At 73.2% G+C, this 20,911-nt stretch carries 24 protein-coding genes; 13 read left to right on the forward strand and 11 right to left on the reverse strand.

Features of this window, described 5'->3' with window-relative positions:
• Positions 1-97: 97 nt before the first annotated feature.
• Positions 98-1,108: a helix-turn-helix transcriptional regulator gene (locus tag PZC42_RS11705; protein ID WP_277211242.1), complete on the reverse strand. Its 1,011-nt coding sequence runs from the start codon at positions 1,106-1,108 to the stop codon at positions 98-100.
• Between the two features lie 122 nt (positions 1,109-1,230).
• Here PZC42_RS11705 and PZC42_RS11710 point away from each other — a divergent pair, with 122 nt between their 5' ends.
• A complete protein-coding gene (locus PZC42_RS11710) occupies positions 1,231-1,539 on the forward strand; it encodes a hypothetical protein (protein ID WP_277211245.1) in 309 nt (102 codons plus the stop codon).
• 163 nt (positions 1,540-1,702) lie between these two features.
• Positions 1,703-2,308: a nitroreductase family protein gene (locus PZC42_RS11715; RefSeq protein ID WP_277211247.1), complete on the forward strand. Its 606-nt coding sequence runs from the start codon at positions 1,703-1,705 to the stop codon at positions 2,306-2,308.
• Between the two features lie 4 nt (positions 2,309-2,312).
• Here the strand turns inward: PZC42_RS11715 and pdxR are convergent, their stop codons facing one another.
• Positions 2,313-3,746: a MocR-like pyridoxine biosynthesis transcription factor PdxR gene (pdxR, locus tag PZC42_RS11720; RefSeq protein WP_277211249.1), complete on the reverse strand. Its 1,434-nt coding sequence runs from the start codon at positions 3,744-3,746 to the stop codon at positions 2,313-2,315.
• Between the two features lie 78 nt (positions 3,747-3,824).
• Here pdxR and PZC42_RS11725 point away from each other — a divergent pair, with 78 nt between their 5' ends.
• Positions 3,825-4,808, forward strand: a complete 984-nt coding sequence (locus tag PZC42_RS11725) for an aldo/keto reductase (RefSeq protein ID WP_277211251.1) — start codon at positions 3,825-3,827, stop codon at positions 4,806-4,808.
• A gap of 43 nt (positions 4,809-4,851) precedes the next feature.
• On the forward strand, positions 4,852-5,820 hold the full coding sequence (locus tag PZC42_RS11730) for an aldo/keto reductase (RefSeq protein ID WP_277211253.1): 969 nt from the start codon (positions 4,852-4,854) through the stop codon (positions 5,818-5,820).
• 5 nt (positions 5,821-5,825) lie between these two features.
• Here the strand turns inward: PZC42_RS11730 and cofC are convergent, their stop codons facing one another.
• Complete coding sequence (cofC, locus tag PZC42_RS11735; protein WP_277211255.1) at positions 5,826-6,569, reverse strand: 2-phospho-L-lactate guanylyltransferase; 744 nt, start codon at positions 6,567-6,569, stop codon at positions 5,826-5,828.
• Complete coding sequence (cofD, locus tag PZC42_RS11740) at positions 6,566-7,528, reverse strand: 2-phospho-L-lactate transferase (protein ID WP_277211257.1); 963 nt, start codon at positions 7,526-7,528, stop codon at positions 6,566-6,568. The genes cofC and cofD overlap by 4 nt, the downstream gene beginning before the upstream one ends.
• Before the next feature lie 37 nt (positions 7,529-7,565).
• Here cofD and PZC42_RS11745 point away from each other — a divergent pair, with 37 nt between their 5' ends.
• Both PZC42_RS11745 and PZC42_RS11750 read left to right on the forward strand, forming a co-directional pair.
• Entirely contained in the window at positions 7,566-7,886 is a 321-nt protein-coding gene (locus PZC42_RS11745) for an MTH1187 family thiamine-binding protein (protein ID WP_277211259.1), read from the forward strand.
• Between the two features lie 105 nt (positions 7,887-7,991).
• Positions 7,992-9,707 carry a restriction system modified-DNA reader domain-containing protein gene (locus PZC42_RS11750; protein WP_277211261.1) on the forward strand — a complete coding sequence of 572 codons (1,716 nt, stop codon included), beginning with the start codon at positions 7,992-7,994 and terminating at the stop codon, positions 9,705-9,707.
• Between the two features lie 15 nt (positions 9,708-9,722).
• Here the strand turns inward: PZC42_RS11750 and PZC42_RS11755 are convergent, their stop codons facing one another.
• The gene (locus PZC42_RS11755; RefSeq protein ID WP_277211263.1) at positions 9,723-10,682 is read right to left on the reverse strand and encodes a zinc-binding dehydrogenase; all 960 of its coding nucleotides are present in this window, start codon (positions 10,680-10,682) and stop codon (positions 9,723-9,725) included.
• A gap of 75 nt (positions 10,683-10,757) precedes the next feature.
• Between PZC42_RS11755 and PZC42_RS11760 the strand changes: the two genes are divergently transcribed.
• Complete coding sequence (locus PZC42_RS11760) at positions 10,758-10,967, forward strand: hypothetical protein (protein WP_277211265.1); 210 nt, start codon at positions 10,758-10,760, stop codon at positions 10,965-10,967.
• Positions 10,919-11,260: a hypothetical protein gene (locus PZC42_RS11765; protein WP_277211267.1), complete on the forward strand. Its 342-nt coding sequence runs from the start codon at positions 10,919-10,921 to the stop codon at positions 11,258-11,260. Before PZC42_RS11760 ends, PZC42_RS11765 begins: the two co-directional genes overlap by 49 nt.
• Here the strand turns inward: PZC42_RS11765 and PZC42_RS11770 are convergent.
• From PZC42_RS11770 to PZC42_RS11780, 3 genes are all read right to left on the reverse strand, one after another.
• A complete protein-coding gene (locus PZC42_RS11770; RefSeq protein WP_277211269.1) occupies positions 11,206-11,625 on the reverse strand; it encodes a VOC family protein in 420 nt (139 codons plus the stop codon). The genes PZC42_RS11765 and PZC42_RS11770 overlap by 55 nt on opposite strands.
• Before the next feature lie 81 nt (positions 11,626-11,706).
• A complete protein-coding gene (gene metX, locus PZC42_RS11775) occupies positions 11,707-12,960 on the reverse strand; it encodes a homoserine O-acetyltransferase MetX (RefSeq protein ID WP_277211271.1) in 1,254 nt (417 codons plus the stop codon).
• 169 nt (positions 12,961-13,129) lie between these two features.
• Positions 13,130-13,483 carry a winged helix-turn-helix transcriptional regulator gene (locus PZC42_RS11780; protein WP_277211273.1) on the reverse strand — a complete coding sequence of 118 codons (354 nt, stop codon included), beginning with the start codon at positions 13,481-13,483 and terminating at the stop codon, positions 13,130-13,132.
• 96 nt (positions 13,484-13,579) lie between these two features.
• On the opposite strand from PZC42_RS11780, the gene PZC42_RS11785 reads away from it, so the two are divergent.
• Positions 13,580-14,344, forward strand: coding sequence for an NAD(P)H-dependent oxidoreductase (locus PZC42_RS11785; protein ID WP_277211275.1), 765 nt, complete (start codon positions 13,580-13,582; stop codon positions 14,342-14,344).
• A gap of 9 nt (positions 14,345-14,353) precedes the next feature.
• On the opposite strand, the gene PZC42_RS11790 is transcribed toward PZC42_RS11785, so the two are convergent.
• Together PZC42_RS11790 and PZC42_RS11795 are read right to left on the reverse strand one after the other, a co-directional pair.
• On the reverse strand, positions 14,354-15,073 hold the full coding sequence (locus PZC42_RS11790) for an ABC transporter permease (protein ID WP_277211277.1): 720 nt from the start codon (positions 15,071-15,073) through the stop codon (positions 14,354-14,356).
• A gap of 21 nt (positions 15,074-15,094) precedes the next feature.
• Entirely contained in the window at positions 15,095-15,991 is an 897-nt protein-coding gene (locus tag PZC42_RS11795) for an ABC transporter ATP-binding protein (protein ID WP_277211279.1), read from the reverse strand.
• Between the two features lie 163 nt (positions 15,992-16,154).
• On the opposite strand from PZC42_RS11795, the gene PZC42_RS11800 reads away from it, so the two are divergent.
• The 3 genes from PZC42_RS11800 to PZC42_RS11810 are packed head-to-tail and all read left to right on the forward strand — an operon-like array spanning position 16,155 to position 18,697.
• Positions 16,155-17,345 carry a sensor histidine kinase gene (locus tag PZC42_RS11800; RefSeq protein ID WP_277211281.1) on the forward strand — a complete coding sequence of 397 codons (1,191 nt, stop codon included), beginning with the start codon at positions 16,155-16,157 and terminating at the stop codon, positions 17,343-17,345.
• The gene (locus PZC42_RS11805) at positions 17,342-17,947 is read left to right on the forward strand and encodes a response regulator transcription factor (protein ID WP_277211283.1); all 606 of its coding nucleotides are present in this window, start codon (positions 17,342-17,344) and stop codon (positions 17,945-17,947) included. Before PZC42_RS11800 ends, PZC42_RS11805 begins: the two co-directional genes overlap by 4 nt.
• A gap of 54 nt (positions 17,948-18,001) precedes the next feature.
• Positions 18,002-18,697: a GOLPH3/VPS74 family protein gene (locus tag PZC42_RS11810; RefSeq protein ID WP_277211285.1), complete on the forward strand. Its 696-nt coding sequence runs from the start codon at positions 18,002-18,004 to the stop codon at positions 18,695-18,697.
• 87 nt (positions 18,698-18,784) lie between these two features.
• Here the strand turns inward: PZC42_RS11810 and PZC42_RS11815 are convergent, their stop codons facing one another.
• On the reverse strand, positions 18,785-19,279 hold the full coding sequence (locus PZC42_RS11815; RefSeq protein WP_277211287.1) for an inorganic diphosphatase: 495 nt from the start codon (positions 19,277-19,279) through the stop codon (positions 18,785-18,787).
• Positions 19,280-19,435: 156 nt separating this feature from the next.
• Between PZC42_RS11815 and dacB the strand changes: the two genes are divergently transcribed.
• Positions 19,436-20,842, forward strand: a complete 1,407-nt coding sequence (gene dacB / locus PZC42_RS11820; protein WP_277211289.1) for a D-alanyl-D-alanine carboxypeptidase/D-alanyl-D-alanine endopeptidase — start codon at positions 19,436-19,438, stop codon at positions 20,840-20,842.
• The last annotated feature ends 69 nt before the right edge of the window (positions 20,843-20,911 follow it).

Here is a 20,911-nt window from a genome sequence, read left to right on the forward strand (position 1 = left end):
ACGAACTGTCATCGGCCGTGCCACGGCCTCGCTCTACGCGGCATGCCCGGGTGGCTGCAGCGCACGCTGTGTGCAGCGAATCAGGGCGGACGGCACCTCACGGAGCAGCGCCGCCAAGCGTCTTGGCGAGGAGGAGTTGTCGCGTCCTGAAACCGGTCCGGGTGAGAATCGATCGAACGTGGTCGTGCACGGTGTGTTCCGACAGGAACAGCGTCGCGGCGATCGACTTCGTGTCGGCGCCGCTCACGAGCAGGTTCAGCACCTCGGTCTCCCTGGGGCTGAGTCCGTGGGTCCGGGCGAGCATGTCGACCCGCTCGACCGATGTCGCGGCCTCGATCGTGACGACGATGCGAGATTCGGCCCGTGCAGCCCGCATCGAGACCCAGAATCCGTTTGCCAGATGGGTGCGCGCCGAAGCCTCGTGGTTGTCGACGCCTTGTTCCCGTGCGAGGAGCTGTGCCGCCACGTTGTAGGCATGTGCGGGGATCGGCGCAACGTCGGAGTCGGTCGGGATGAGGATCCGCAGCCAGGCGTCGGTCAGCGTGGTCTGCTCGTGTACGCGCAGCCCGTCGTCGAGCAACAGCACGATGGGCTGGCGGTGGGGCGCGCTCGTGGGGGCGAGGGTGAACGTGTGCGCCAGGGCGCGCCGGATTCCCCGTGTGACGATCGGAGCGATCTCGCGCAGACGGTCAAGTTCCGGGCGGCTGAACGGCGGCCCGCTCAGCCGCCAGACATCCAAGAACCCCCAGCAGCCGAACTGGTCGGCGAAGACGAGCGTGGCCACATCGACACCGCCGAGCTCACGCACGATCCGCCACCACTGGTCGCCGTCGGCGCGTGGTTGCGCAGCCGCCAGGGCCGCCACACCGTCGATGGTGCTCCAACGATTCCCACGGCTCAGGTATCGCGCTTTGATCAGCTCGGGCAGCCGATCGAACGATTGGCCGGGGATCGAGGCCAGCGGCGATGCACCGACACACGTGACCGGATCCGTGAGCAGGAAGACGTGCGCGTCGAACGGCACCAGCCCACCGATTGCCTCGACGAGTGCAGCGCGCAGCGGGCGGTCGCGCATCTCTGCGGAGCACAGACGCTCGATGCGCGCCATCGCTCGATTGCGCGAAGCGGCCACGGCCCAAGAATCCCACGAACGTGGGATCGGCGGACGCCGGAAATGCGCCTAGCGTCAGTAGCACCTGAGAACTGCACCAACACGACCTGGAGGTAACCATGACCATCTGTCTGGTGCTGGACAATCCGAACGAGTCGATGGCGCAGTTCGAGCAGGTGATGACGCACCTGTCCGAGTCAGGCCCGATGCCACCCGAAGGCCTCATCTTCTTCGCCGCCGGCCCGGCCGACCAGGGACTGCGAGCGATCAGTGTCTGGAACTCGCCGCAGGACATGGAGCGGTTCTTCACCGATCGACTCGGGGCCGCCTACGCCGCTGCAGAGCTGGGTGGTGAGGCAGTCGTCCGTTCGACGTTCGACGTCCATCTCCACTTCGCGGGCGGAGCGGTCGCCCCGGCGTCGGCCTGATCGCAAGGGGTGCGATGGCTACCTTGCGCATCGAGCACGCGATCTCTGACTTCGTGAGGTGGAAGCGGGTGTTCGACCGCTTCGAGTCGGCGCGACGAGAGGCGGGCGCCGGGCAGGTCGAAGAAGAACGCCAGGACGACGGTGGCGTGGCAGGCTCTCCCGCATGGAGTTCCAGGACGTGGTCCGCAGGCGCCGCATGGTCCGCCGATTCACCGACGAGCCGGTGCCGTCGGAGACGGTCGACCGCTTGCTGCGCAACGCCGTCCGCGCACCGAGCGCGGGCTTCACGCAGGGCTGGTCCTTCCTGGTGCTGACCTCCGAGGAGGAACGCGAACGGTTCTGGTCCGCGACCACCCCGGAGGGCTCGGAGCGCGACATGTCCGCGTGGCTGGCGGGGATGCGCACGGCACCGGTGCTGATCGTGGCGCTGACCTCGCAGGCGGCGTACGTCGGCCGGTACGCCGAGCCGGACAAGGGGTGGACCGACCGCGACGAGGCGCGCTGGCCCGTGCCGTACTGGCACGTCGACGCGGGCATGGCCGCCCTGCTCATGCTGCAGACCGCCGTGGACGAGGACCTCGGTGCGTGCTTCTTCGGGATCGATGCCGGGCGGCTCTCGGCCTTCCGGGATGCGTTCGGCGTGCCGGAGGAGTGGGCGCCCACGGGGGTGATCGCCGTCGGGCACCCCGTGGCCGGTGGAGCGAAGGGCTCCCCGGCCCGCCGGCAGCGCAAGGCGATGGCCGACATCGTGCACCGCGGGCGCTGGTGAGCCCTCAGACGCACGCCGCCAGCCGCGCCACCGCCTCGTCCAGCCGGGCGTCGACCAGGTTGCCGTAGCCGAGCACCAGCGTCCGCGACCGGGCGGCGGACCGGGCCTGGTAGCGGCGCAGGTCCACCACCCCCACGTCGCGGGCGGCGGCCGCCCGGACCACCTCGGCCGCGTCGGGTACCCGTCCGTCGCCGTCGTCGGGCAGCTCCAGCAGGGCGTGCAGCCCGGCGGCCATGCCGTGCAGCCGGGCAGCGGGCATCCGGTGCCCGACGGCGCCGGCCAGCGCGTCGTGACGCCGTCGGTACCGTGCGCGCGCCGCCCGCAGGTGCCGGTCGTAGCCGCCCGAGGTCAGGAACCGGGCGAAGGTGAGCTGGTCCACCACCGACGGTGCCCCCGACCGTCCGAGCTCACCCAGCGCGGCCCGCCACAAGGTCGGCACCACCATCCATCCGATGCCGAACGCCGGTGACATCGTCTTGCTCACGGACCCGAGCAGCACGACCCGCTCCGGATCGAGACGCTGCAGCGCCGCCACAGGGCGCCGGTCGTAGCGGAACTCGGCGTCGTAGTCGTCCTCGACGACCAGCCCGTCCACGGCCCGGGCCCAGGCCAGCACGGCCTCGCGGCGCTCGCCGGACAGTGCCACGCCCGTCGGGAACTGGTGGGCGGGGGTGAGCAGCACCGCCCGTGCGCCGGTCCGTGCGGCGGCCCCGGTGAGCCGGTCCACGTCGAGGCCACCGGCGTCCACCGGCACCGGTACGGGCTCCAGCCCGGCCTGCCGGGCGACGTCGCGCAGCACCGGCCACGACGGGTCCTCCACGAGCAGGTGCGTGTGACCGTCGGCCCGGAGGGAAGCCGCGACCCGTGCCATCGCGTCGGTGGCTCCCCGGGTGACGACGACGGCGGTGTCCGGGGCCTCGACCATCCGCGCCCGGCGGAGGTGGCCCGCCACCGCCGTCCGCGTGGCGGGGTGGCCCGCGGTCGGCGCGGTCGCCAGGTCGGTGCTCGATGCGGTGGACAGTGCCTCGCGTGCCGCCCGCAGCCAGGCGTCGCGCGGGACGTGCCGCAGGTCGGCGATCCCTGGGCGCAGGTCGAACCGCGGCCGCGGGGGCAGTGGCGGCACGGTGCCCGACGCCGTCGTCTCGAGGTCGCGGGGCACGGGCGGCGGTACCCCGGCCGCGACCCGGGTCCCGGCGCCGACCTGGGCCTCGAGCACTCCCTCGGCGACGAGCTGGCCGTAGGCCTCGGTGACGACCCACCGTGAGACGCCGAGCGACTCGGCCAGCCGCCGGCTGGCGGGCAGGGTCGCGCCGGCCGGTACCCGCCCGGAGCCGACGGCGTCGCGCAGCACCTGCTCCAGGCGGACGACCCGCGGGCCGGATGCCGTGTCGAGGTCGAGCAAGGTCTCCCACGCCAGATTGGTCTGGTCAACTGCCATACCAATGGACGGTACACCCGGACCGATCTCTCCGTAGCGTCGGTGACGACCACGCGACGACGGCGACACGGAGACACCATGCGCTACCGCACCATCGGCAACGGCTCGACCTCCTTCGAGGTGAGCACCCTGTGCCTCGGCACGATGTGGTTCGGCACCCGGACCGACGAGGCCACCGCCCACGCGATCCTGGACAGGTTCGTCGAGGCCGGTGGCACCTTCCTCGACACCGCCAACAACTACAACGCCTGGGTCGGGGGACACGGGCGTGACAGCGAGGACGTCATCGGCCGGTGGCTCGCCGACCGTGGGACCCGTGACCAGGTGCGCCTCGCCACGAAGGTCGGCGCAGCCCAGAAGGACCGGCGGCTGCCCCTGCAGAACGTGGAACCCACCAACTTCCAAGGGCTGGGGGCACGGACGGTCCTGCGCGAGGTCGCCACGAGCCTGCGCCACCTCGGGATCGACCACCTCGACGTCTGCTACGGGCACGTCGACGACCACGACACCCCGGTCTCCGAGACCGTCGGGGCCTTCGGCAAGCTCCAGGCGGACGGCCTGGTGGGCGTCGCCGGCATCTCGAACGTCGCGCTGCACCGCCTGGTCGAGGCCCGCGAGGAGGCGGTCCGTCAGGGTGTGGCGCCGTACGGGCTGGTGCAGCAGCAGCGCACCTACCCCTACCCGCGGCCCGACGTCGGGCGGCACAACTGGGCGTCGGCCGAGATGCTCGACTACGCGGGCCGGGCCACCGCCGACGGCCGCGCGCCGCTCACCGTCGTCGCGTACTCCCCGCTCATGCAGGGTGCGCTGACCCGGGCCGACAAGCCGCTGTGGGACGGCTTCGACCACCCCACCACCCACGAGCGGCTGCGGGTGCTGCGCGAGGTGGCGGCGGAGATCGGCGCCACGCCGAACCAGGTGGTGCTCGCGTGGCTGCTCGGCGGCGAGGTCCCGGTGATCCCGGTCGTCGGAGCCAGCTCGGTCGCGCAGCTCGACGAGCTCCTCGGCGCCGCCGACCTCGATCTCGACCCCGCGCTGCGCGCCCGCCTCGACGCGGTCTGACAGCCCGCACCACCTGACCGCCGCACGACCACACGGAGGAACCATGCGCTACCGCACCATCGGCACCGGAGACCGCGCTTTCGAGGTCTCCACCCTGTGCCTCGGCACCATGAACTACGGGACCACCGTCGACCCCGTCACCTCGGAGGCGATCCTGGACCGCTTCGTCGAGGCGGGCGGAACCTTCCTCGACACCGCGAACAACTACGCCGTCTGGCACGGCGGCCACGGCCGGGACAGTGAGGACCTGCTCGGCGGCTGGATGGCCGCTCGGGGTGTCCGGGACCAACTGCGGATCGCCACCAAGGTCGGTGCGGCGCCGCGGGACCCGGACCGGCCGTTCTCGCCCGCGAACTTCGAGGGCCTCGGCGCGGAGACGATCGCCCGGGAGGCGCACGAGAGCCTGCGCCACCTGGGTGTCGACCACCTCGACCTGCTGTACGGGCACTTCGACGACCGCGACACCCCGCTCGCCGAGACCGTCGGGGCGTTCGGCAAGCTGCAGGCTGAGGGGTCCGTGGGCCTGACCGGCATCTCGAACGTCGCCCTGTGGCGCGTGGTCGAGGCCCGCGCCGAGGCCGAGCGCCAGGGCGTACCGCCCTACGCCGTCGTGCAGCAGCAGCACTCGTACGTGTACCCGCGGCCGACGTCGCGCCCCTGGGTGAGCCGCGACATGCTCGACTACGCCGCGTCCACCGGCGGGCCCGGCCGCCCGTCGCTGGCCGTCGTCGGGTACGGGCCGTTGCAGGCTGGTGCCCTGATGCGGGACGACAAGGGTCGGTACCACGATGCCGACCATCCCGGGTCGGTCCACCGGGTCCGCGTGCTGCGCGAGGTGGCGCGGGAGATCGGTGCGACGCCCGCGCAGGTGACGCTCGCCTGGATGATGGGCGGCGAGGTCCCGGTGATCCCGGTGACCGGACCGAGCTCGGTGGAGCAGCTCGACGAGCTCCTCGGCGCCGTGCACCTCGACCTGCCCGACGAGGTCCGCGACCGGCTCGACGCGGCCTGAGGTCGCTACAAGGTCAGGGGGTGCCCGACGACGGCGCCCACCCTCCGGCGGATCTCGGCCGGCAGCTCGGCCCAGTCGTCGATCGTGTCGAGGTCGGCGGCTGTCCCGGGACGGCGCACGACGGCGGAGGTGAGGCCACGGACGCTCGCCTCCGCCTCGTGCGCGGCCCGGGACCCCGGGCCGAACCGAAAGCTGAACCCGCCGCCGTCGTGCCCGGTCAGGGGGACGGAGAGCAGGTTGGTGCCGGCGTCGTGGCGGTCGGTGGCGACGACCACGTCCGTGGGTGCGGCCAGGACAGCCTCCACGTCGTCGACCGTCAGGCGCGGCAGGTCCGCGTGCACGACGAGCATCCGGTCGGCGCCGAGCGCCTCCACGTGCCGGCGGGCGTCGTCGAGCGCCGGGTTGAGTCCCGGACGATCGGCCGCCTGGGCGATCACGCTCACGGTGTCCGCCTGCCGGTCGGTCGTTCGTGGCAAGGTCGGTAGCTCGGACTGCCGATCCCGCCACGAACGACCGACCGGTGCGAGCACTCCCGAGACGAACGGCACGTCGGCCGTCACGACGACGACGCCGGCCAGCCGCCCGCTCGCCGTGAGCGGCCCGAGCACCGACACGACGTGGCGGGCGAGCGCGACGACCAGCCGCCGTCGGGCACCTGCGTCCACCGAGGCCGCCAGGCGGGACTTGCCCGAGACGCCGTCGCGCAGCGGGACGACCGCGACCGTCCCCGCCGTCCGCGGAGTCGTCACGTGCGCGGTCCGACGGCGGCGAGCAGCTCGCGGGCGAGGCGCGCCCGCCCGTCCGGCCCGCCCATGACCGTGTCGGTCACCAGCACCTCGAACCCGAGGTCCTCGATCGGCGCCGTCAGCGCGGCGTCGGCGGTGTCGATGACCATGACGTCCACGACGTCGGTGTAGAGCCGGGCGACGCCGAGCGCCGAGACCTCGTGCCCCAGCGTCTCGAGGATCTGCGCCGCCGGACCCTTTAGGGCACGGCCGCCCACGATCGGGCTCACCGCAACCCGGCGGGCGCGCGAGGCCCGCACGGCGTCGCGGACGCCGGGGACCGTCAGCACCGGCTCCACCGAGAGGAACGGGTTCGACGGCGCGACGACGAGCAGGTCCGTGCCCCCCACCGCGTCGAGCACGCCCGGAGCCGGGCCCGAGGTGCCGATCCCCTCGTAGGTCAGGTCGAGGACGGCGTCCGCGTGCTGCCGCCGCACGAAGTACTCCTGGAAGTCGAGCGTGCCCGACGGCGTGCTCACCCGGGTGCGCACCCGGTCGTCGGTGACCGGCAGCAGCCGGGCGCGCACACCCAGCGAGGCGGCCAGCGACCCCGTCGCGGCGCTCAACGGCTGCCCGTCCCGCAGCCGGGCCGTGCGGACGACGTGCGTGGCCAGGTCCTTGTCGCCGAGCGTGAACCACGTGTCCTCGCCGAGCCGTTCGAGCTGCGCCAGCGTCGTGTACGACTCGCCCGTCAGCCCCCAGCCGCGCTCCTCGTCGTTCAGGCCCGCCAGGGTGTACATCACGGTGTCCAGGTCGGGCGAGACGTGCAGGCCGTGCCGCTCGGTGTCGTCGCCCACGTTGACCACGCAGGTCAGGCCGCCACCGCCCGACGGAGCGCCGCCGTCGGGCAGCGCCAGCGCGAAGCCGTGCGCGAGCCGGGCGCCACCGACGCCACCGGCCAGGACCGTCACCGAGATGCTCACGCCCCGAGCCTAGACGCGCCGGGGGCATGATGGACCCATGGCTGTCTTCGCATTCTCCGTCGCCCCGCTCGGCGTGGGCGAGTCCGTCGCGGGCCCCGTCGCCGAGGCCGTCCGCATCGTGCGTGAGTCCGGGCTGCCGCACCGGACCACGTCGATGTTCACCGAGATCGAGGGGGAGTGGGACGAGGTGATGCCGGTGATCCAGCGCGCCACGGAGGCCGTCGGCGCGGGCGGTCACCGGGTCTCGCTGGTCCTCAAGGCGGACATCCGGCCGGGGTACACCGGCCAGCTCGATGCCAAGGTCCAGCGGGTCGAGGAGGCCCTCGCGGCGGACGAGGAGGCCGGCGGGCACGCGTGATCGTGGTCACTCACCTGGGGTGTTGCAGGTCACTGGACCTCGCGCCGTAGGCTATGCGGCACACGGCACCAGGTCGTGTGCGGCAACCGGGGAGAAGTCAGCACGATGCCACTGTTCGAGGTCGACGCCAGCAGGCCGCTCCTCGTCCAGTCCGGGCGCTCCGCGGGAGCCGTGGAGCCCGGGCTCGGGACGACGGCGCACCGCGTGGTGGACTCGCACATCGACGGGCTCCTCGGCGAGCAGATCTTCCCGGTCGCGCAGGGCGTGGGACCGGACGAGCCGCACCTGCTGGCCCTCGACGCCACCGGCTCGCCCGTCGTGGTCGAGCTGGTCTCCGAGCTCGACCGGCCGGCGCTGACCCGTTCGCTGGACCATGCGGGCTGGGCCGGGCGCCTCACCCGCGGTGAGCTCGCCTCCCGGTACCACGGCGGCCCGAACGCCTTCCAGCGCGACGTGGCCGCGTTCTACGACTCCGTGCCGATCACCCGCTCCCAGCCGGGCCGGTCCAGTGCCCGCCTGATCATCATCTGCCAGGAGGCCGGCGAGGAGATCCTCAACGCCGTCGACTTCCTGCGCCAGCCCACGATGCCCGTCGAGGTGCTCAAGATGGGCGTGGTGCACAGCCAGGACGGGCGCCGGTTCGTCGACGTCTCCCCGCTGGTCATCCACCCCGCCTCCACCCCGGCGGCGCCGCGCCTTTCCGCTGCTGTGCCGCAGGAGGAGCTGCACGGCACCTCCGCGTCCCGCGGTGCCGAGCCGGAGTCCTTCGCCGAGGGCGTCCAGGTCGGCATCGCGCTGACCGGCAAGCAACCCGCGGTCGCGCAGCCCGGCGGCACGGGCTCGCCCGACCCGGCGCGGGGCGCGGCCCCCAGCCGCTCCGCACGGTCGCGCACCGACGCCGCCCGGGACACCGCCGAGCAGGCGCCGGCGCAGCGCACCCGCGCCGGACGGCGTGCCGCGGCGGGTGCCTCGAGCCTGTCGCTCCCGGCGGTCCGGGCCGAGCTTCCGCAGGACCCGCCTGCCCCGGCCCGGCGGGCGCCCGCACCGCCACCGCCGCCTCCGGCCCCGGAACCCGCCCCGCCCCGCCGTCGCTCGCGCAGGGACCGCTTCACGTCGCAGCCCCCGCAGCCGACGCCGGAGCTGGCGGCCTTCACCGCGGCGTCGGCGGGCTCGGCGGAGGACCTCGACCTCGCGGAGCTGGCCCGGCGCACGACGACGTCGGCTGCCAGCACGGACACCCCTGGTCTGGGGGAGGACTTCGCGCGGTACACCGCCCCGGCGCTCGACCTGCCGGCACCGCGGGTCGAGTCCGCCGCGTCGCGTCGGGAGCCCGCACCGTGGGACCCGCCGGCGAACCGGTGGGAGGACCCGCTGAACGACCCGGCGCCGTACCGCTCCTCCGGGTGGGAGCCGTCCACGCCGAACAGCTGGACGAACGCCTCCGACGACCTGCCGCGCCTGGAGGTGCCGCCGCTGGAGGCGCCGTCGTACACGCCACCGCCCGACCACGGGCTGTACGACACCGCCGAGCGCCCCCCGGTCGGCTTCGAGGACGAGGTGGACGGCGACCTGATCGCGCTCGCCGCCACGTTGCACCGCCCGACGATGCTCGTGTGGTCGCGGCCACGACGTCGTCAGTACTTCGAGGCCGTGCTGCACCCGAACGGCGTCATCGAGCTGTCCGACGGCTCGCGCTTCCAGCACCCGGACCATGCCGCCTCGGCGGCGTCCGGGACCCCCACCGACGACGGCTGGAACGTGTGGCACCTGGGCCCGGACGGGCCGTCGCTGCTGGACGCCTACCGCGCCCGGTTCGCCTGACCCGCTCGGCAGCCGTCAGGGGACGACGACGATCTTGCCGGTCTGCTCGCCGGCTGCCATCCGGGCGAGACCCGCACCGACGTCGGGCAACGACACCTCGGAGTCGATGACCGGCCGCACGCCGGTCCGCGCGCAGAACCGCAGCAGCGCGGCCAGGTCCTCCCGTGAACCCATCGTCACGCCCTGCACGCGGATCTCGGAGAAGTACACCCGGGTCAGCTCGGCGGGGGACGCGTCGCCGCTGGTCGCGCCGCACACCACGATCACGCCGCCGGGCCGCACCGCACGGACCGAGTGCGCCCACGTGGCCTGGCCGACCGACTCGACGACGGCGTCGACGCGGTCCGGCAGCCGCTCACCGGGCGCGACGGCGTGGGCGGCGCCGAGCGCCAGCGCCCGCTCGCGCTTCGCCTCGTCCCGGGAGGTGGCGGTCACCTCGAGGCCGGCGGCCGCACCCAGGACGATCACCGCGGTGGCGACCCCGCCCCCGGCCCCTTGGACGAGCACCCGGTCGCCCGGCCCCAGCGCCGCCGCGCCGAACAGCATCCGGTAGGCGGTGAGCCACGCCGTCGGCAGGCACGCCGCCTCGGCGAAGGTCAGCTCCGCGGGCTTGGGCACGAGGTTGGCCGTGGGGACGGCGACACGCTCGGCGAGCGTGCCCGGGTACCGCTCGGACAGCAGGGACCGGCGCTCGTGGGGCCCGACGCCGTGGCCGTCCGCACCGACGACCCCGTGCAGCACGACCTCCTTGCCGTCGGGCGTGACACCGGCTGCGTCCGTGCCGAGGATCATCGGCAGCTGTTCCTCGCGCAGCCCGACGCCGCGCAGCGACCACAGGTCGTGGTGGTTGAGGCTTGCGGCCCGGACCTCCACGGTGGTCCAGTGCTCCCGCTCGGCGGGCTCTGGACGGTCGGTGACCTCCAGGCCCTGGAGCGGGGCGTCGGGGCTGAAGCGGGCGACAGTGGCGGCAAGCATGGTCCCAACGTACGTGCCGGTGCCGAGTGCCACCCCGTGGACTCTCCGACCGGCGGGGGATCGTAGGCTGTCGCCGTGCCTGCCGCGCCGTTCGTCATCGACGTCTCCCCGCACCTCACCGTGACCGGCGCTGCGGTCCTGGACGGATCAGTGCCGTCAGCGGACGTCGCCGTACGGCTGCACGGCCTGCTGGCGGGCGAGCGGCTCGTCGCCGGCGGCGGTACGACGGCCGGCGCGTGCTGGAGACCCTGCTGCAGGTCGCCGAGGACGGCGTCAGAGGACTGAGCCCGCTCGGTTCCCGCCCCGGCCCGGTCATCGGCTCGATCGAGCGTGCCGAGGCGCTGCTGGCGCGGCATCCCCGCGCGGCGTACGCGTTCGCGGCGGCGGAGGCCCTGCTCGGCGTGGCGACGGCGGTGGCCGGCACCCGTTCCCGTGGTGCCCGGCGGACGGCCGCCGTGCTGGGCGGTCTGCTGCTGGTCGTTGACGCCGCGGTCGATGCGACCGTGATCACCAGGCGCCGACGTCAGGCCGACCCGACGTCGAACATCCAGGAGATCCCGAACCGGTCGGTCAGCTGACCGTAGTGGTCGCCCCAGGGGGCCTGCTCGAACGGCAGGACGTCGGTCGCCCCCTCGAGCAGCGCGCTGATCACCCCCCGGACGTACTCCATGTCCTCCGGGCCGCCCGTGAGCGCCACGGTCACGCCTGACGTCGCGGCGACATATGGCATGGACGACGGCGAGTCCGCGGCCATGAGGACGAGCCCGCCGGGCGTCTCGAGCTGCCCGTGCATGACGAGCTGTTCCTCCGCCGGGTCCTCGACCATGCCGGGCACGGAGCCGAACGTCGTGATCTCGAGGTCCCCACCGAGTGCCGACCGGTAGAACTCCAGCGCTTCCCGGGCCCGGCCGGCGAAGCTGAGGTACGGGTTGAGGCGAGCCATGGTTGTCTCCTTGACGAGGGCTGACGGCCGCCGTCGCCGACGTCCGGCACCATGGTGTCTCCGCGCCGCCGCGCTCGCGCGCTATGCGGGTGGTGCGGGCACCACCTCGGTGAGGAAGTCCCGGAGCAGCGGTCCTGTCTGGTCGTGCTCGAGCAGGAAGCCGTCGTGCCCGAAGTCCGAGGTGATGATGCGCAGCGCCCCGGCGTCCGGGATGCCGGCGGCGATCCGCTCGGCCTGCGCGGGCGGGAACAGCCGGTCGCTGTCGACCGCGACGACGAGAGCGCGCGCGGTGATCTGGGACAGGGCGGCCTCGACGCCACCGCGGTCGCGGCCGAGGTCGTGCGTCATCATCGTCTCGGTCAGGCGCAGGTAGGAGTTGGCGTCGAACCGGCGGGCGAGCTTGTCCCCGTGGTGGTCGAGGTAGGACTGCACGGCGAAGCGTCCGTCGTCGAACGGGTCCTCGCCGCCCTGCGGCAGGCGCCCGAACCGCTCGTCGAGCTCGAGGGCGGTGCGGTAGGTCGTGTGGGCGATCTGCCGGGCGAGGGCCAGCCCGGCGTGCGGCCCCTCGCCGTCGGGGGCGTCGTAGTAGTCGCCGCCGTTCCAGCGGGGGTCGGCGCGGATGGCACCGAGCTGCGGGTGGGCCCAGGCGATCTGGTCGCCGGAGGACTGGGCGGCGGTGGCGATGGCGGCGAGGGATCGGACGTCGACGCCCGCCTCGGGTCCGAGCACCGCCCACTCCAGCACGCGCATGCCGCCCATGGAGGCTCCCACCACCGAGGCCCAGGAGTCGATGCCGAGCGTGCGGCTGAGCTCGATCTCCACGGCGACCTGGTCGCGGGTGGTGATGCGCGGGAACCGGCCGCCCCAGGGGCGGCCGTCGGGGGCGGTGGAGGACGGTCCGGTGGTGCCCTGGCAGCCGCCCAGCACGTTGGGGACGACCACGAAGTACCGGTCGGTGTCGATCGGTGCACCGGGCCCGATCATGGGTTCCCACCAGCCGGCCGTGAGCTGACCGGGTCCGGCTGGTCCGCGGACGTGGGCGTCGCCGGTGAGGGCGTGGAGGATCAGGACGGCGTTCGAGCCGTCGGGGGCGAGCTCGCCGTACGTCTCGTAGGCGACGCGGACGTCCGGCAGGCGGCCGCCGGCCTCGAGGTCGAAGGTGCCGACGTCGGCGAACCGGCGGTCCGCGACCGGGTCGCCGTCGCGCCAGGCGCCCGACGCCGGGACCGGCGCGTCGGGGGTGCGGCGGGCGGTGCGAGGGTGGGGTCGGGGTGCTGTCTCGGGTGCTGTCGGTGCGGCGTCGGGCCTCGTGCTGCTGGTCGGCGTCGGGGTCATCGTCTCTCCTGGCTGCGGTCTCCGGCGGGTGCGGTGGGGCGGGCGCACACGGCGTGGGGCTGCCCGGTGCGTGGCCGCAGGCAGGCGACGGTGCGCGGTGGTCAGCTGCGCATTCGACGAGTCATGCGCTCGACGGTAGACCCCCGGTAGGGACGCCGCCCAGCGGATCTCACGATGCGGGACCATATTCTGAGACGGTGCTCGCCTCGACCGGCGCGATGAACCGTTCGCTCCACCGCCCGAGCTGGACGGCGATGCCGGCGAGCTCACGGCCGGCCTCCGTGAGCTCGTACGTCACACGCGGTGGCACCTCGGGGAACACGGTCCGGACGACGACCCCGTCGGTCTCCAGGGACCGGAGCTGGCGCGTGAGGGTCTTGGCAGAGACCGGGCCCACCGCGCGCTGCAGCTCCCCGAACCGCAGCGGACCACCGGACAGCTTCCACACGGTGGTCAGCTTCCAGTCGCCGCCGGCGACCGCGACCCCCACCTCGATCGGGCACACCTCCAGAGCGCGTCGCACCGCATCCCGCATGCCGTCCTCACTTTCCCTGACGTCGCTTGGTGACAAGAATGACCGTACTACCGCACAACGATGATTGTGCCTACGGTCGCAACCATGCAAGCACTCATCGTCTCGGCCGCTCCCGCGGCGAGCTCCCTGACCGCAGACCTCGCCGCCGTCGCCGGCTCGACGCTCCGTGAGCAGGGGCACGAGGTCGTCCTCCTCGACCTCGCGCTACTCGACTGGCACCCCGCCGTCCGGCCGTCCGACTACGGCGTGGAAGAGCTGACCGCACCGGTGGGGAAGCACGCCGTGGACGCGGCGGCGTCCGGCAGCCTGGCCCCGGAGGTCCGCCGTCACCAGGAGCTCCTGCGCCGGGCGGACCTCGTCGTCCTCGTCTTCCCGCTGTGGTGGGCGGGCATGCCGGCGATCCTCAAGGGCTGGGTCGACCGGGTCTTCACGCAGGGCTTCGCCTACGGTCTGCGGGACCAGCAGGGGAACCCGCGCAAGTACGGCGACGGCGCCTTTGCCGGCAAGAAGGGGCTGGTCGTCACGACGGCGGGCGACCGGGCCGAGGCCTTCGGGCCGCGGGGGGTGAACGGCCACATCGACGACCTGCTGTTCCCGATCAACCACGGCATCTTCTGGTACACGGGCATCGAGCCCCTGCCGCCGCTGACCCTGCTCGGCGTGGACTCCCCGGTCTGGGCCGGCATCGAGGACGCCCGGGCGCAGGTCCGCAAGCGGTTCGAGAACCTCGCCACCGACGAACCGTTGCCGTACCGGCGGCTCCTCGACGACTACGACGCGGAGCGCCGGCTGCTCGACGAGCACGCGCCGGGCCGCAGCGACCTGGCGATCCACCGGCGCCCCGCGTAGTCCCTACGCCTACGTGCGCGGCTCCCACCGGAACATCCTCGAGGCGATCGCGACCGCCACGACGACCCAGGCGAGCGTCGGGACGAGCAGGAGGAGCGAGTCGGTCAGGGGAGCGCCGCCGTTCCACGCGTCGACGACGAGCTCGGTCGCCGCACCCCCGGGCAGGGCCCGCTTGAGCGGGGCCAGGCTCTCGGTGCCCGTGATCCCGACCCAGCTGGCCACGGCGATCACGCCGAGGCTGAGGGGCAGGGCCGTCACCTGAGCATGCTCGGGCGAGTTCGTCACCCCGGCCGTGGCGACGCCCAGGGCGAGCATCATGACGAACGTGGCCAGGATCGCCGGCACGAGCAGCACGGCGTCGGCAGGTCCGCCGCCGACGGCGGCGAAGACGCCGAGGATCAGCCCGACCTGGACCAGCGCGATCGCGCTGATCGGCAGGACGAGCCCGGCGAGGATGGTGGCGTCGCTCGCGGCCGTCGACCGGAGCCGCTTGAGGAAGAGGTTCTGGCGCCGGGCGGCCAGCGTGGTCACCGTCGTGGCGTAGAGGCTGAACGCGGCGATGGTGAACACGAGCACGGCGGCGACGTACCCGAGGCTGCCGATCGTGGCGAAGACGTCGCGGTAGCCGATGAAGAAGGCGGCAACTGCCACGGGCATGAGCAGGCTGGTGACGAGCACCGCCCGGTTGCGGAAGAGCTGGACCAGCTCACCCTGTGCGATGGGAAGCATGACGATCTCCTGTCGGGGGTCTCAGGAAGTGATGGAGTCGGCGCCGATGGCGCGGAAGACGTCGTCCAGGCGGGTCGGCGCCGCGGACAGGCCGTCCAGCTCGATGCGGTGGGCGTCGGCCCAGTCGAGGAGCTGCTTGAGGTCCCGCTGGAGCTCGAACGTCTCGATCGCGTAGGAGCGGTCGGCCTGCGCGACGGAGCCCGTCGGGGGCGCAGGGGCGTCGGGCGGCAGCGAGAACTGGATCGCGGCCGGGAGCGCCCGGGTCAGCTCGCTCACCGTCCCCTGGCGGCGGAACGTGCCGCGGTGCATGAGCCCGATGCGGTCGGCGCGCTGCTGCGCCTCCTCCAGGTAGTGGGTGGTCAGCACGACGGTCGTGCCCTCCTCGCGCAGCTGCTGCACGGTGGCCCACAGCGAGTCGCGGGACTGGATGTCCAGACCCGTCGTGGGCTCGTCGAGGAAGAGGAGCTCCGGGCTGCCGTAGACGGCGGTGGCGAAGTCGAGGCGACGCTTCTCGCCGCCGGAGAGCTGACCGACCCGTGTGTCGGCGTGGTGGGTGAGGTCGACCAGGCCCAGGACGCGCTCGACGGAGTCCTCGCGGCCCGTCAGGCGGCCGACGAGCCGTGTCGACTCCGCGACCGTGAGGTCGGCGGAGAACCCGCTCTCCTGCAGCATGATCCCGACCCGTGGGCGGACCGCCGAGCGGTCCCGGGGGCTTGACCCCAGCACACGCACGGTGCCCGAGGTGGCCTCGCGGTGTCCCTCGACGACCTCCAGCGTCGACGTCTTGCCGGCGCCGTTGGTCCCCAGGAGCGCGTAGAGCTCACCCTGCTCGACCTGGAACGACAGGTCCTTCACGGCGCGGAAGTCGCCGTACGTGACGTCGAGGCCGTCGACGTCGATCACAGTGTTCGTTGACATGGCTACATCACACTCCTGGCGCCCGGTCCTGCCCAGTGCCGCGGTGTCAGGCCTGCGCATGACGCGCCGCAGCGGACCGGTATGACACGGCGTCACTAGCAGCGGTCGCGCGCGGCAGCGGATACTGGCGGACGACGATCCCCGAGCCTGTGAGCCGCTGACCATGGAAGACCGCACCTCTGCTCCGCGGGACGTCGTGCTGCCCTGGAAGCCGACGGCGGCGTCACGGTCGTCCCGGCGGCGGTTCCGCCGCCTCAACCTCACGGTGATGCTGCCGCTGTTCGCCGTCGTCGGGGTCCTGCTCGTGGCGCGCCAGGCGCAGACCTGGCTCCAGGTGCTCGTGCTGGGGCTCGGCCTGCTGGCCGCCCTGGTCGCTTTCGAGCGATGGACGATCGGCGACCTCGCCCGGGTGGCGACCCCGTGCCTGCTCGTCGCGGCGGCGATGTGGCCGTACGGCGTGCTCGTGGTCGGCGGGCCCGTCCAGGCGTCCTACTACTCGCTCCTGATCGTCGGGAGCCTCGTGGTCCCGGAGCTGCCACGCCACCGGGCCGTGGCCGCGGTCGGGGTGGCGGCGTACATCGCCTCGATCGGCGCCTGGGGGGTGGCCGCCGACGGACCGTTCACGTCGAGCAACCTGATCTCCTACGTCATCGTCCCCACCGGCATCACGGTCGTCGTGATCTGCCTCCGGTTCCCCAACAAGGGCTTCTACGACGTGATGACCGAGCTCGAGGAAGCGCGGGAACGCGAGGCGGAGCTCGCCGTCGTGCGTGAACGGGTCCGCTTCGCGAGCGACCTGCACGACATCCAGGGACACACCCTGCACGTCGTGAAGCTCAAGATCGCGCTGGCCCAGAAGCTCCTGCGATCCGACCCGGAGCGCGCGGAGCAGGAGCTGCGGGAGACGTACGACCTGGTCGGCGACACCATCGCGCAGGCGAAGGAGCTCGCCTACGGGCGGCGGCGGCCGAACCTGTCCACCGAGCTGGAGAACGCGCGGAACCTGCTCGAGGCCGCAGGCATCCACGTGCGCGTCGACCGCCCGCCGGGCGTCCGCCCCCGGCCGGGCGACCTCCTGGCCCAGGTGCTGCGGGAGACCACCACCAACGTGCTGCGCCACTCGAACGCGACGCTGGTGCACGTCGCCGTCACGGACCACGGCATCACGATCGTCAACGACGGGGTCGCGGCGCACGAACCACCGTCCCTGCGTGGTCTGGCGCTGCTTGCGCGCCGGGTCGCGGACAGCGGCGGCGTGCTGACCGCCGACCGTGCCGACGGGCGGTTCCGCACGGCGGCCGAGTTCCCCGCCGCGCGCGCAGGTGCCGACGAGCGGCCCGAGGAGGACGCGTGACGACCACCGTGGTGCTGGCCGACGACGAGGTCCTGCTGCGCAGGGCGCTCGCGGCGCTCCTCCCGCTCGAGGGCGACATCGCCGTCCTGGCGGAGGCGGGAGACGGCGAGGAGGCGGTCGCCGCGACGGTCGCCCACCGGCCGGACGTGCTGGTCGTCGACCTCGAGATGCCCGGGGTGGACGGTCTGGGGGCCGTCACCGAGATCCGCCGGGTCCTGCCCGACCAGGTGGTCCTCATGCTCACCCGCCACGCCCGGCCGGGGGTGCTGCGCCAGGCCCTGCGGCTCGGCGTGCAGGGTTTCGTCAGCAAGTCCGCCGACCCGTCCCACATCGCCTCGGTCGTCGAGGCGCTGCACGGCGGTGGGCGCTGGATCGACCAGGACGTCTCCGCCGCCGCGCTCATCGACGACGTCCCGCTGACCGACCGGGAGCTTGACGTGCTCCGGGTGACACGCGACGGGTACTCGGTCGCGGAGATCGCGGCCCGGCTGCACCTCGCCCCGGGCACGGTGCGCAACTACCTGTCCAGCGCGATGCAGAAGACGCAGACCCGCACCCGGCACGAGGCTGCCCGCTATGCGCGCGAGCACGACTGGCTGTGACGGGACGGCACCGGTGGTCGTGAGGTGCGCACCGGCACGACGAGAGGAAGAACGATGACCGAGGTTCCTGGTCCCGCGGCGGCACCGACGGTGGCGGAGGACCTCCTCCTGCTGCTGTTCCAGCCGCGGTCCGGCACGATCGCCGGCGAGGACACGTTGTCCTCCGTCCTCGCCGGTGGTGTGCTCGCGGACCTCGCCCTCGGTGATCACGTGCGGACCACGCGGTCGCCCGGGGGAAACGTCCGGGTGGAGGCGGTCGAGGAGCGGCCGCCGTCGGACGCTCTCCTGCGTCCGGGGTGGGACTACGTCGCCGAGAAGCCGCGGTCTGTCCAGAGCGTGCTCGCGGCGATCGGGCCGTCGTTGCGCGAGCCGCTGCTCGAGGCCGTCGTCGCACGCGGGGACGTCCGGCGCGAGAGGCGCAAGGTGCTCGGGCTCTTCGGCACGACCGCCCTCGTGGACGGCGGCACGCCGCGCCGTGCGGAGCTCGTCGCGAGCGTGCGCGCGGTGCTCGTCGACGGGGAGGAGCCGACGGCCCGGGTGGCGGCGCTCGCGGGTCTGCTGGCGGGCAGCGGCACGCTTCCCCGGCTCGACCGGGAGATCCCGTGGACCACGCCGGTGATCAAGCGTGCGCAGAAGCTCGAACGCGGCAGCTGGGGCGCCCAGGCCGCCGGCGCGGCGGTGGCCCGCACCGTCACGGCCACCGTCGTCAACAGCACGACGCACGCCCTGGCCGCGTGGTCGCGGTCCTGAGCCCGTCGGTCGGTGGAAGGGGTGATCCACACGCTGAGACGACGGCGGCCCCACCCTGTCGCAGGGTGGGGCCGCCGTCGGGAAGCGTCAGTGGCTGTAGCCGGAGTCCTTGGCCCGCTGGAACGAGCGCTCGATCTCCGCCTCGGCTTCGTCACGGCCGACCCAGTGCGCACCCTCGACGGACTTGCCGGGCTCCAGGTCCTTGTAGACCTCGAAGAAGTGCTGGATCTCCAGGCGGTGGAAGTCCGAGACGTCGTCGATGTCCTGGCGCCACGCCGCACGCTGGTCGCCGAGGGGCACGCACAGCACCTTGTCGTCGCCGCCGGCCTCGTCGCGCATGCGGAACATGCCCAGTGCGCGGCACTTGATGAGGCAGCCGGGGAAGGTGGGCTCCTCCAGCAGGACGAGAGCGTCCAGCGGGTCGCCGTCCTCACCGAGCGTGCCCTCGATGAACCCGTAGTCGTCCGGGTAGCGGGTCGAGGTGAAGAGCATGCGGTCGAGGCGGATCCGACCTGACTCGTGATCGACCTCGTACTTGTTCCGCTGACCCTTCGGGATCTCGATCGTGACGTCGAACTCCACTGTTCCTCCAGTCTCGGGGCGTGCGCGCCCCCCCAGTGTGCCACGCGGCTGCTGCGCGAACGCCGTGGCGACGTGCCGCTCACAGGCGAGTTCGTGCGAGAATATCCCGCGACGGAGCCTGCTTGTGACCAGGTTCACGAGGACGGGGAGGACCGCATGGGGTGGCGGCTGAGGGTCGGCGCCACCGTCACGACGGTCGTCGTCCTCTTCGGGGGCTACCTGGTGGCCGACGCCTACGACGTCGTGCCCGGCATGGTGACGCTCGAGCCGGCACCCGAGCCTGCCGCACCCTTCCCCACCGCCCCCGGCGCGACCACCGGTCCGAGCCCCGCCGTCGCCGTCCCCGCCCTGCCGGACGCGGCACCCGTCCCGGACGCCACCGAGCTGGGTGACCTCGTGGACGATCTCGCCGACGACGACCGCCTGGGCAAGCGCACCGGCGTGATGGTGGTCGACGCCGTCACGGGCGAGACGCTCGGGGCCTCCGGCCAGGACCGGCTCCTGGTCCCGGCGTCCGCGCAGAAGATCCTCACCGGCGTCGCGGCCTACGCCGGTCCCGGGGGCGACACCCGGCTCGTCACCCGGGTGATGCTGCACGGGGACAACCGGCTCGTGCTCGTCGGTGGCGGCGACATGATGCTCGCAGCCGACGACGGTGACCCGGGCGCGATCAACGGGCATGCCGGGCTGGGGGACCTCGCGGACCAGGTGGTCGCGCAGATCGGCCTCTCCGGCACCCGCTCGGTGACGCTCACCGTCGACGACACCCTGTTCACCGGGCCCGCTGTCGCGTCGTCCGTCCGTGCCAACGACGCCGCTGACGGGTATATCGCGCCCGTGGCCGCGCTCGCCGTCGACGTCGCCCGGCTCACCGACGACAAGTACGCCCGCCGCGAGGAGGACCCGGCGCTCGCCGCAGCCGAGACGTTCGCCGAGGCCTTGGCAGACCGGGGTATCGACGTGTCGGGCCAGATCGCCCGGCAGGCGGCACCGTCCTCCGCGCGGGAGATCGGGCGCGTGGAGTCCGCGCCGCTCGGCGACATCGTCGGGTATCTGCTCGAGGAGTCGGACAACACGATCACCGAGGTGGTGGGCCGGCTGGTCGCCATCGACGCCGGGCTGCCAGGCTCCGGCGACGCAGCGGTCAGCGAGGTGATGGCCACCGTCGAAGCCCTGGGGGTCGACCTGTCGGGCGCCGAGCTCGCCGACCTGTCCGGGCTGGGCACGGGGTCGGTCATGAGCGCCCGACAGCTGGTCGACACGCTCGTCGCGGCCGCCGCGGAACCGGACCTGCGCGAGTCGGTGACCGGGCTGCCCGTCGCCGGGCTGCAGGGGACCCTCGCGGACCGGTTCGGGGGGGACAACCCGGGCCGTGGCTATGCGGAGGCGAAGACGGGCAGCCTGCCCGACGTCCGCTCGCTCGCGGGCACCGTGGTCACGGCGGACGACCGCCTGCTGGTCTTCGCCCTAATCGCCGACCGCATCCCCGAGGGCGGCTCCTACGGGGCCAACCTGATCTTCGACCGCTTCGTCGGCGACCTCGCCACCTGCGGCTGCCCCTAACCGGAGCACCGCCGAGCAGGAGGTTGCGCCCGCATTCCTCTGCCATAGCGGGACCAGGTTCCTGCTCGG

The sequence above is a fragment of the Isoptericola croceus genome (genome assembly GCF_029382255.1).
In the GTDB taxonomy this organism is placed as follows: domain Bacteria; phylum Actinomycetota; class Actinomycetes; order Actinomycetales; family Cellulomonadaceae; genus Isoptericola; species Isoptericola croceus.

Bases quoted from the DNA above. Each gene is read 5' to 3' on its own strand.
- PZC42_RS11705 (WP_277211242.1), bottom strand. From the start codon at position 1,108: ATGGCGCGCATCGAGCGTCTGTGCTCCGCAGAGATGCGCGACCGCCCG.
- metX (WP_277211271.1), bottom strand. From the start codon at position 12,960: ATGACCCCGACGCCGACCAGCAGCACGAGGCCCGACGCCGCACCGACA.
- PZC42_RS11770 (WP_277211269.1), bottom strand. From the start codon at position 11,625: ATGGCTCGCCTCAACCCGTACCTCAGCTTCGCCGGCCGGGCCCGGGAA.
- PZC42_RS11710 (WP_277211245.1), top strand. From the start codon at position 1,231: ATGACCATCTGTCTGGTGCTGGACAATCCGAACGAGTCGATGGCGCAG.
- PZC42_RS11715 (WP_277211247.1), top strand. From the start codon at position 1,703: ATGGAGTTCCAGGACGTGGTCCGCAGGCGCCGCATGGTCCGCCGATTC.
- PZC42_RS11730 (WP_277211253.1), top strand. From the start codon at position 4,852: ATGCGCTACCGCACCATCGGCACCGGAGACCGCGCTTTCGAGGTCTCC.
- PZC42_RS11800 (WP_277211281.1), top strand. From the start codon at position 16,155: ATGGAAGACCGCACCTCTGCTCCGCGGGACGTCGTGCTGCCCTGGAAG.
- PZC42_RS11745 (WP_277211259.1), top strand. From the start codon at position 7,566: ATGGCTGTCTTCGCATTCTCCGTCGCCCCGCTCGGCGTGGGCGAGTCC.
- PZC42_RS11785 (WP_277211275.1), top strand. From the start codon at position 13,580: ATGCAAGCACTCATCGTCTCGGCCGCTCCCGCGGCGAGCTCCCTGACC.
- PZC42_RS11725 (WP_277211251.1), top strand. From the start codon at position 3,825: ATGCGCTACCGCACCATCGGCAACGGCTCGACCTCCTTCGAGGTGAGC.
- PZC42_RS11750 (WP_277211261.1), top strand. From the start codon at position 7,992: ATGCCACTGTTCGAGGTCGACGCCAGCAGGCCGCTCCTCGTCCAGTCC.
- PZC42_RS11810 (WP_277211285.1), top strand. From the start codon at position 18,002: ATGACCGAGGTTCCTGGTCCCGCGGCGGCACCGACGGTGGCGGAGGAC.
- pdxR (WP_277211249.1), bottom strand. From the start codon at position 3,746: ATGGCAGTTGACCAGACCAATCTGGCGTGGGAGACCTTGCTCGACCTC.
- PZC42_RS11790 (WP_277211277.1), bottom strand. From the start codon at position 15,073: ATGCTTCCCATCGCACAGGGTGAGCTGGTCCAGCTCTTCCGCAACCGG.
- dacB (WP_277211289.1), top strand. From the start codon at position 19,436: ATGGGGTGGCGGCTGAGGGTCGGCGCCACCGTCACGACGGTCGTCGTC.
- PZC42_RS11755 (WP_277211263.1), bottom strand. From the start codon at position 10,682: ATGCTTGCCGCCACTGTCGCCCGCTTCAGCCCCGACGCCCCGCTCCAG.
- PZC42_RS11795 (WP_277211279.1), bottom strand. From the start codon at position 15,991: ATGTCAACGAACACTGTGATCGACGTCGACGGCCTCGACGTCACGTAC.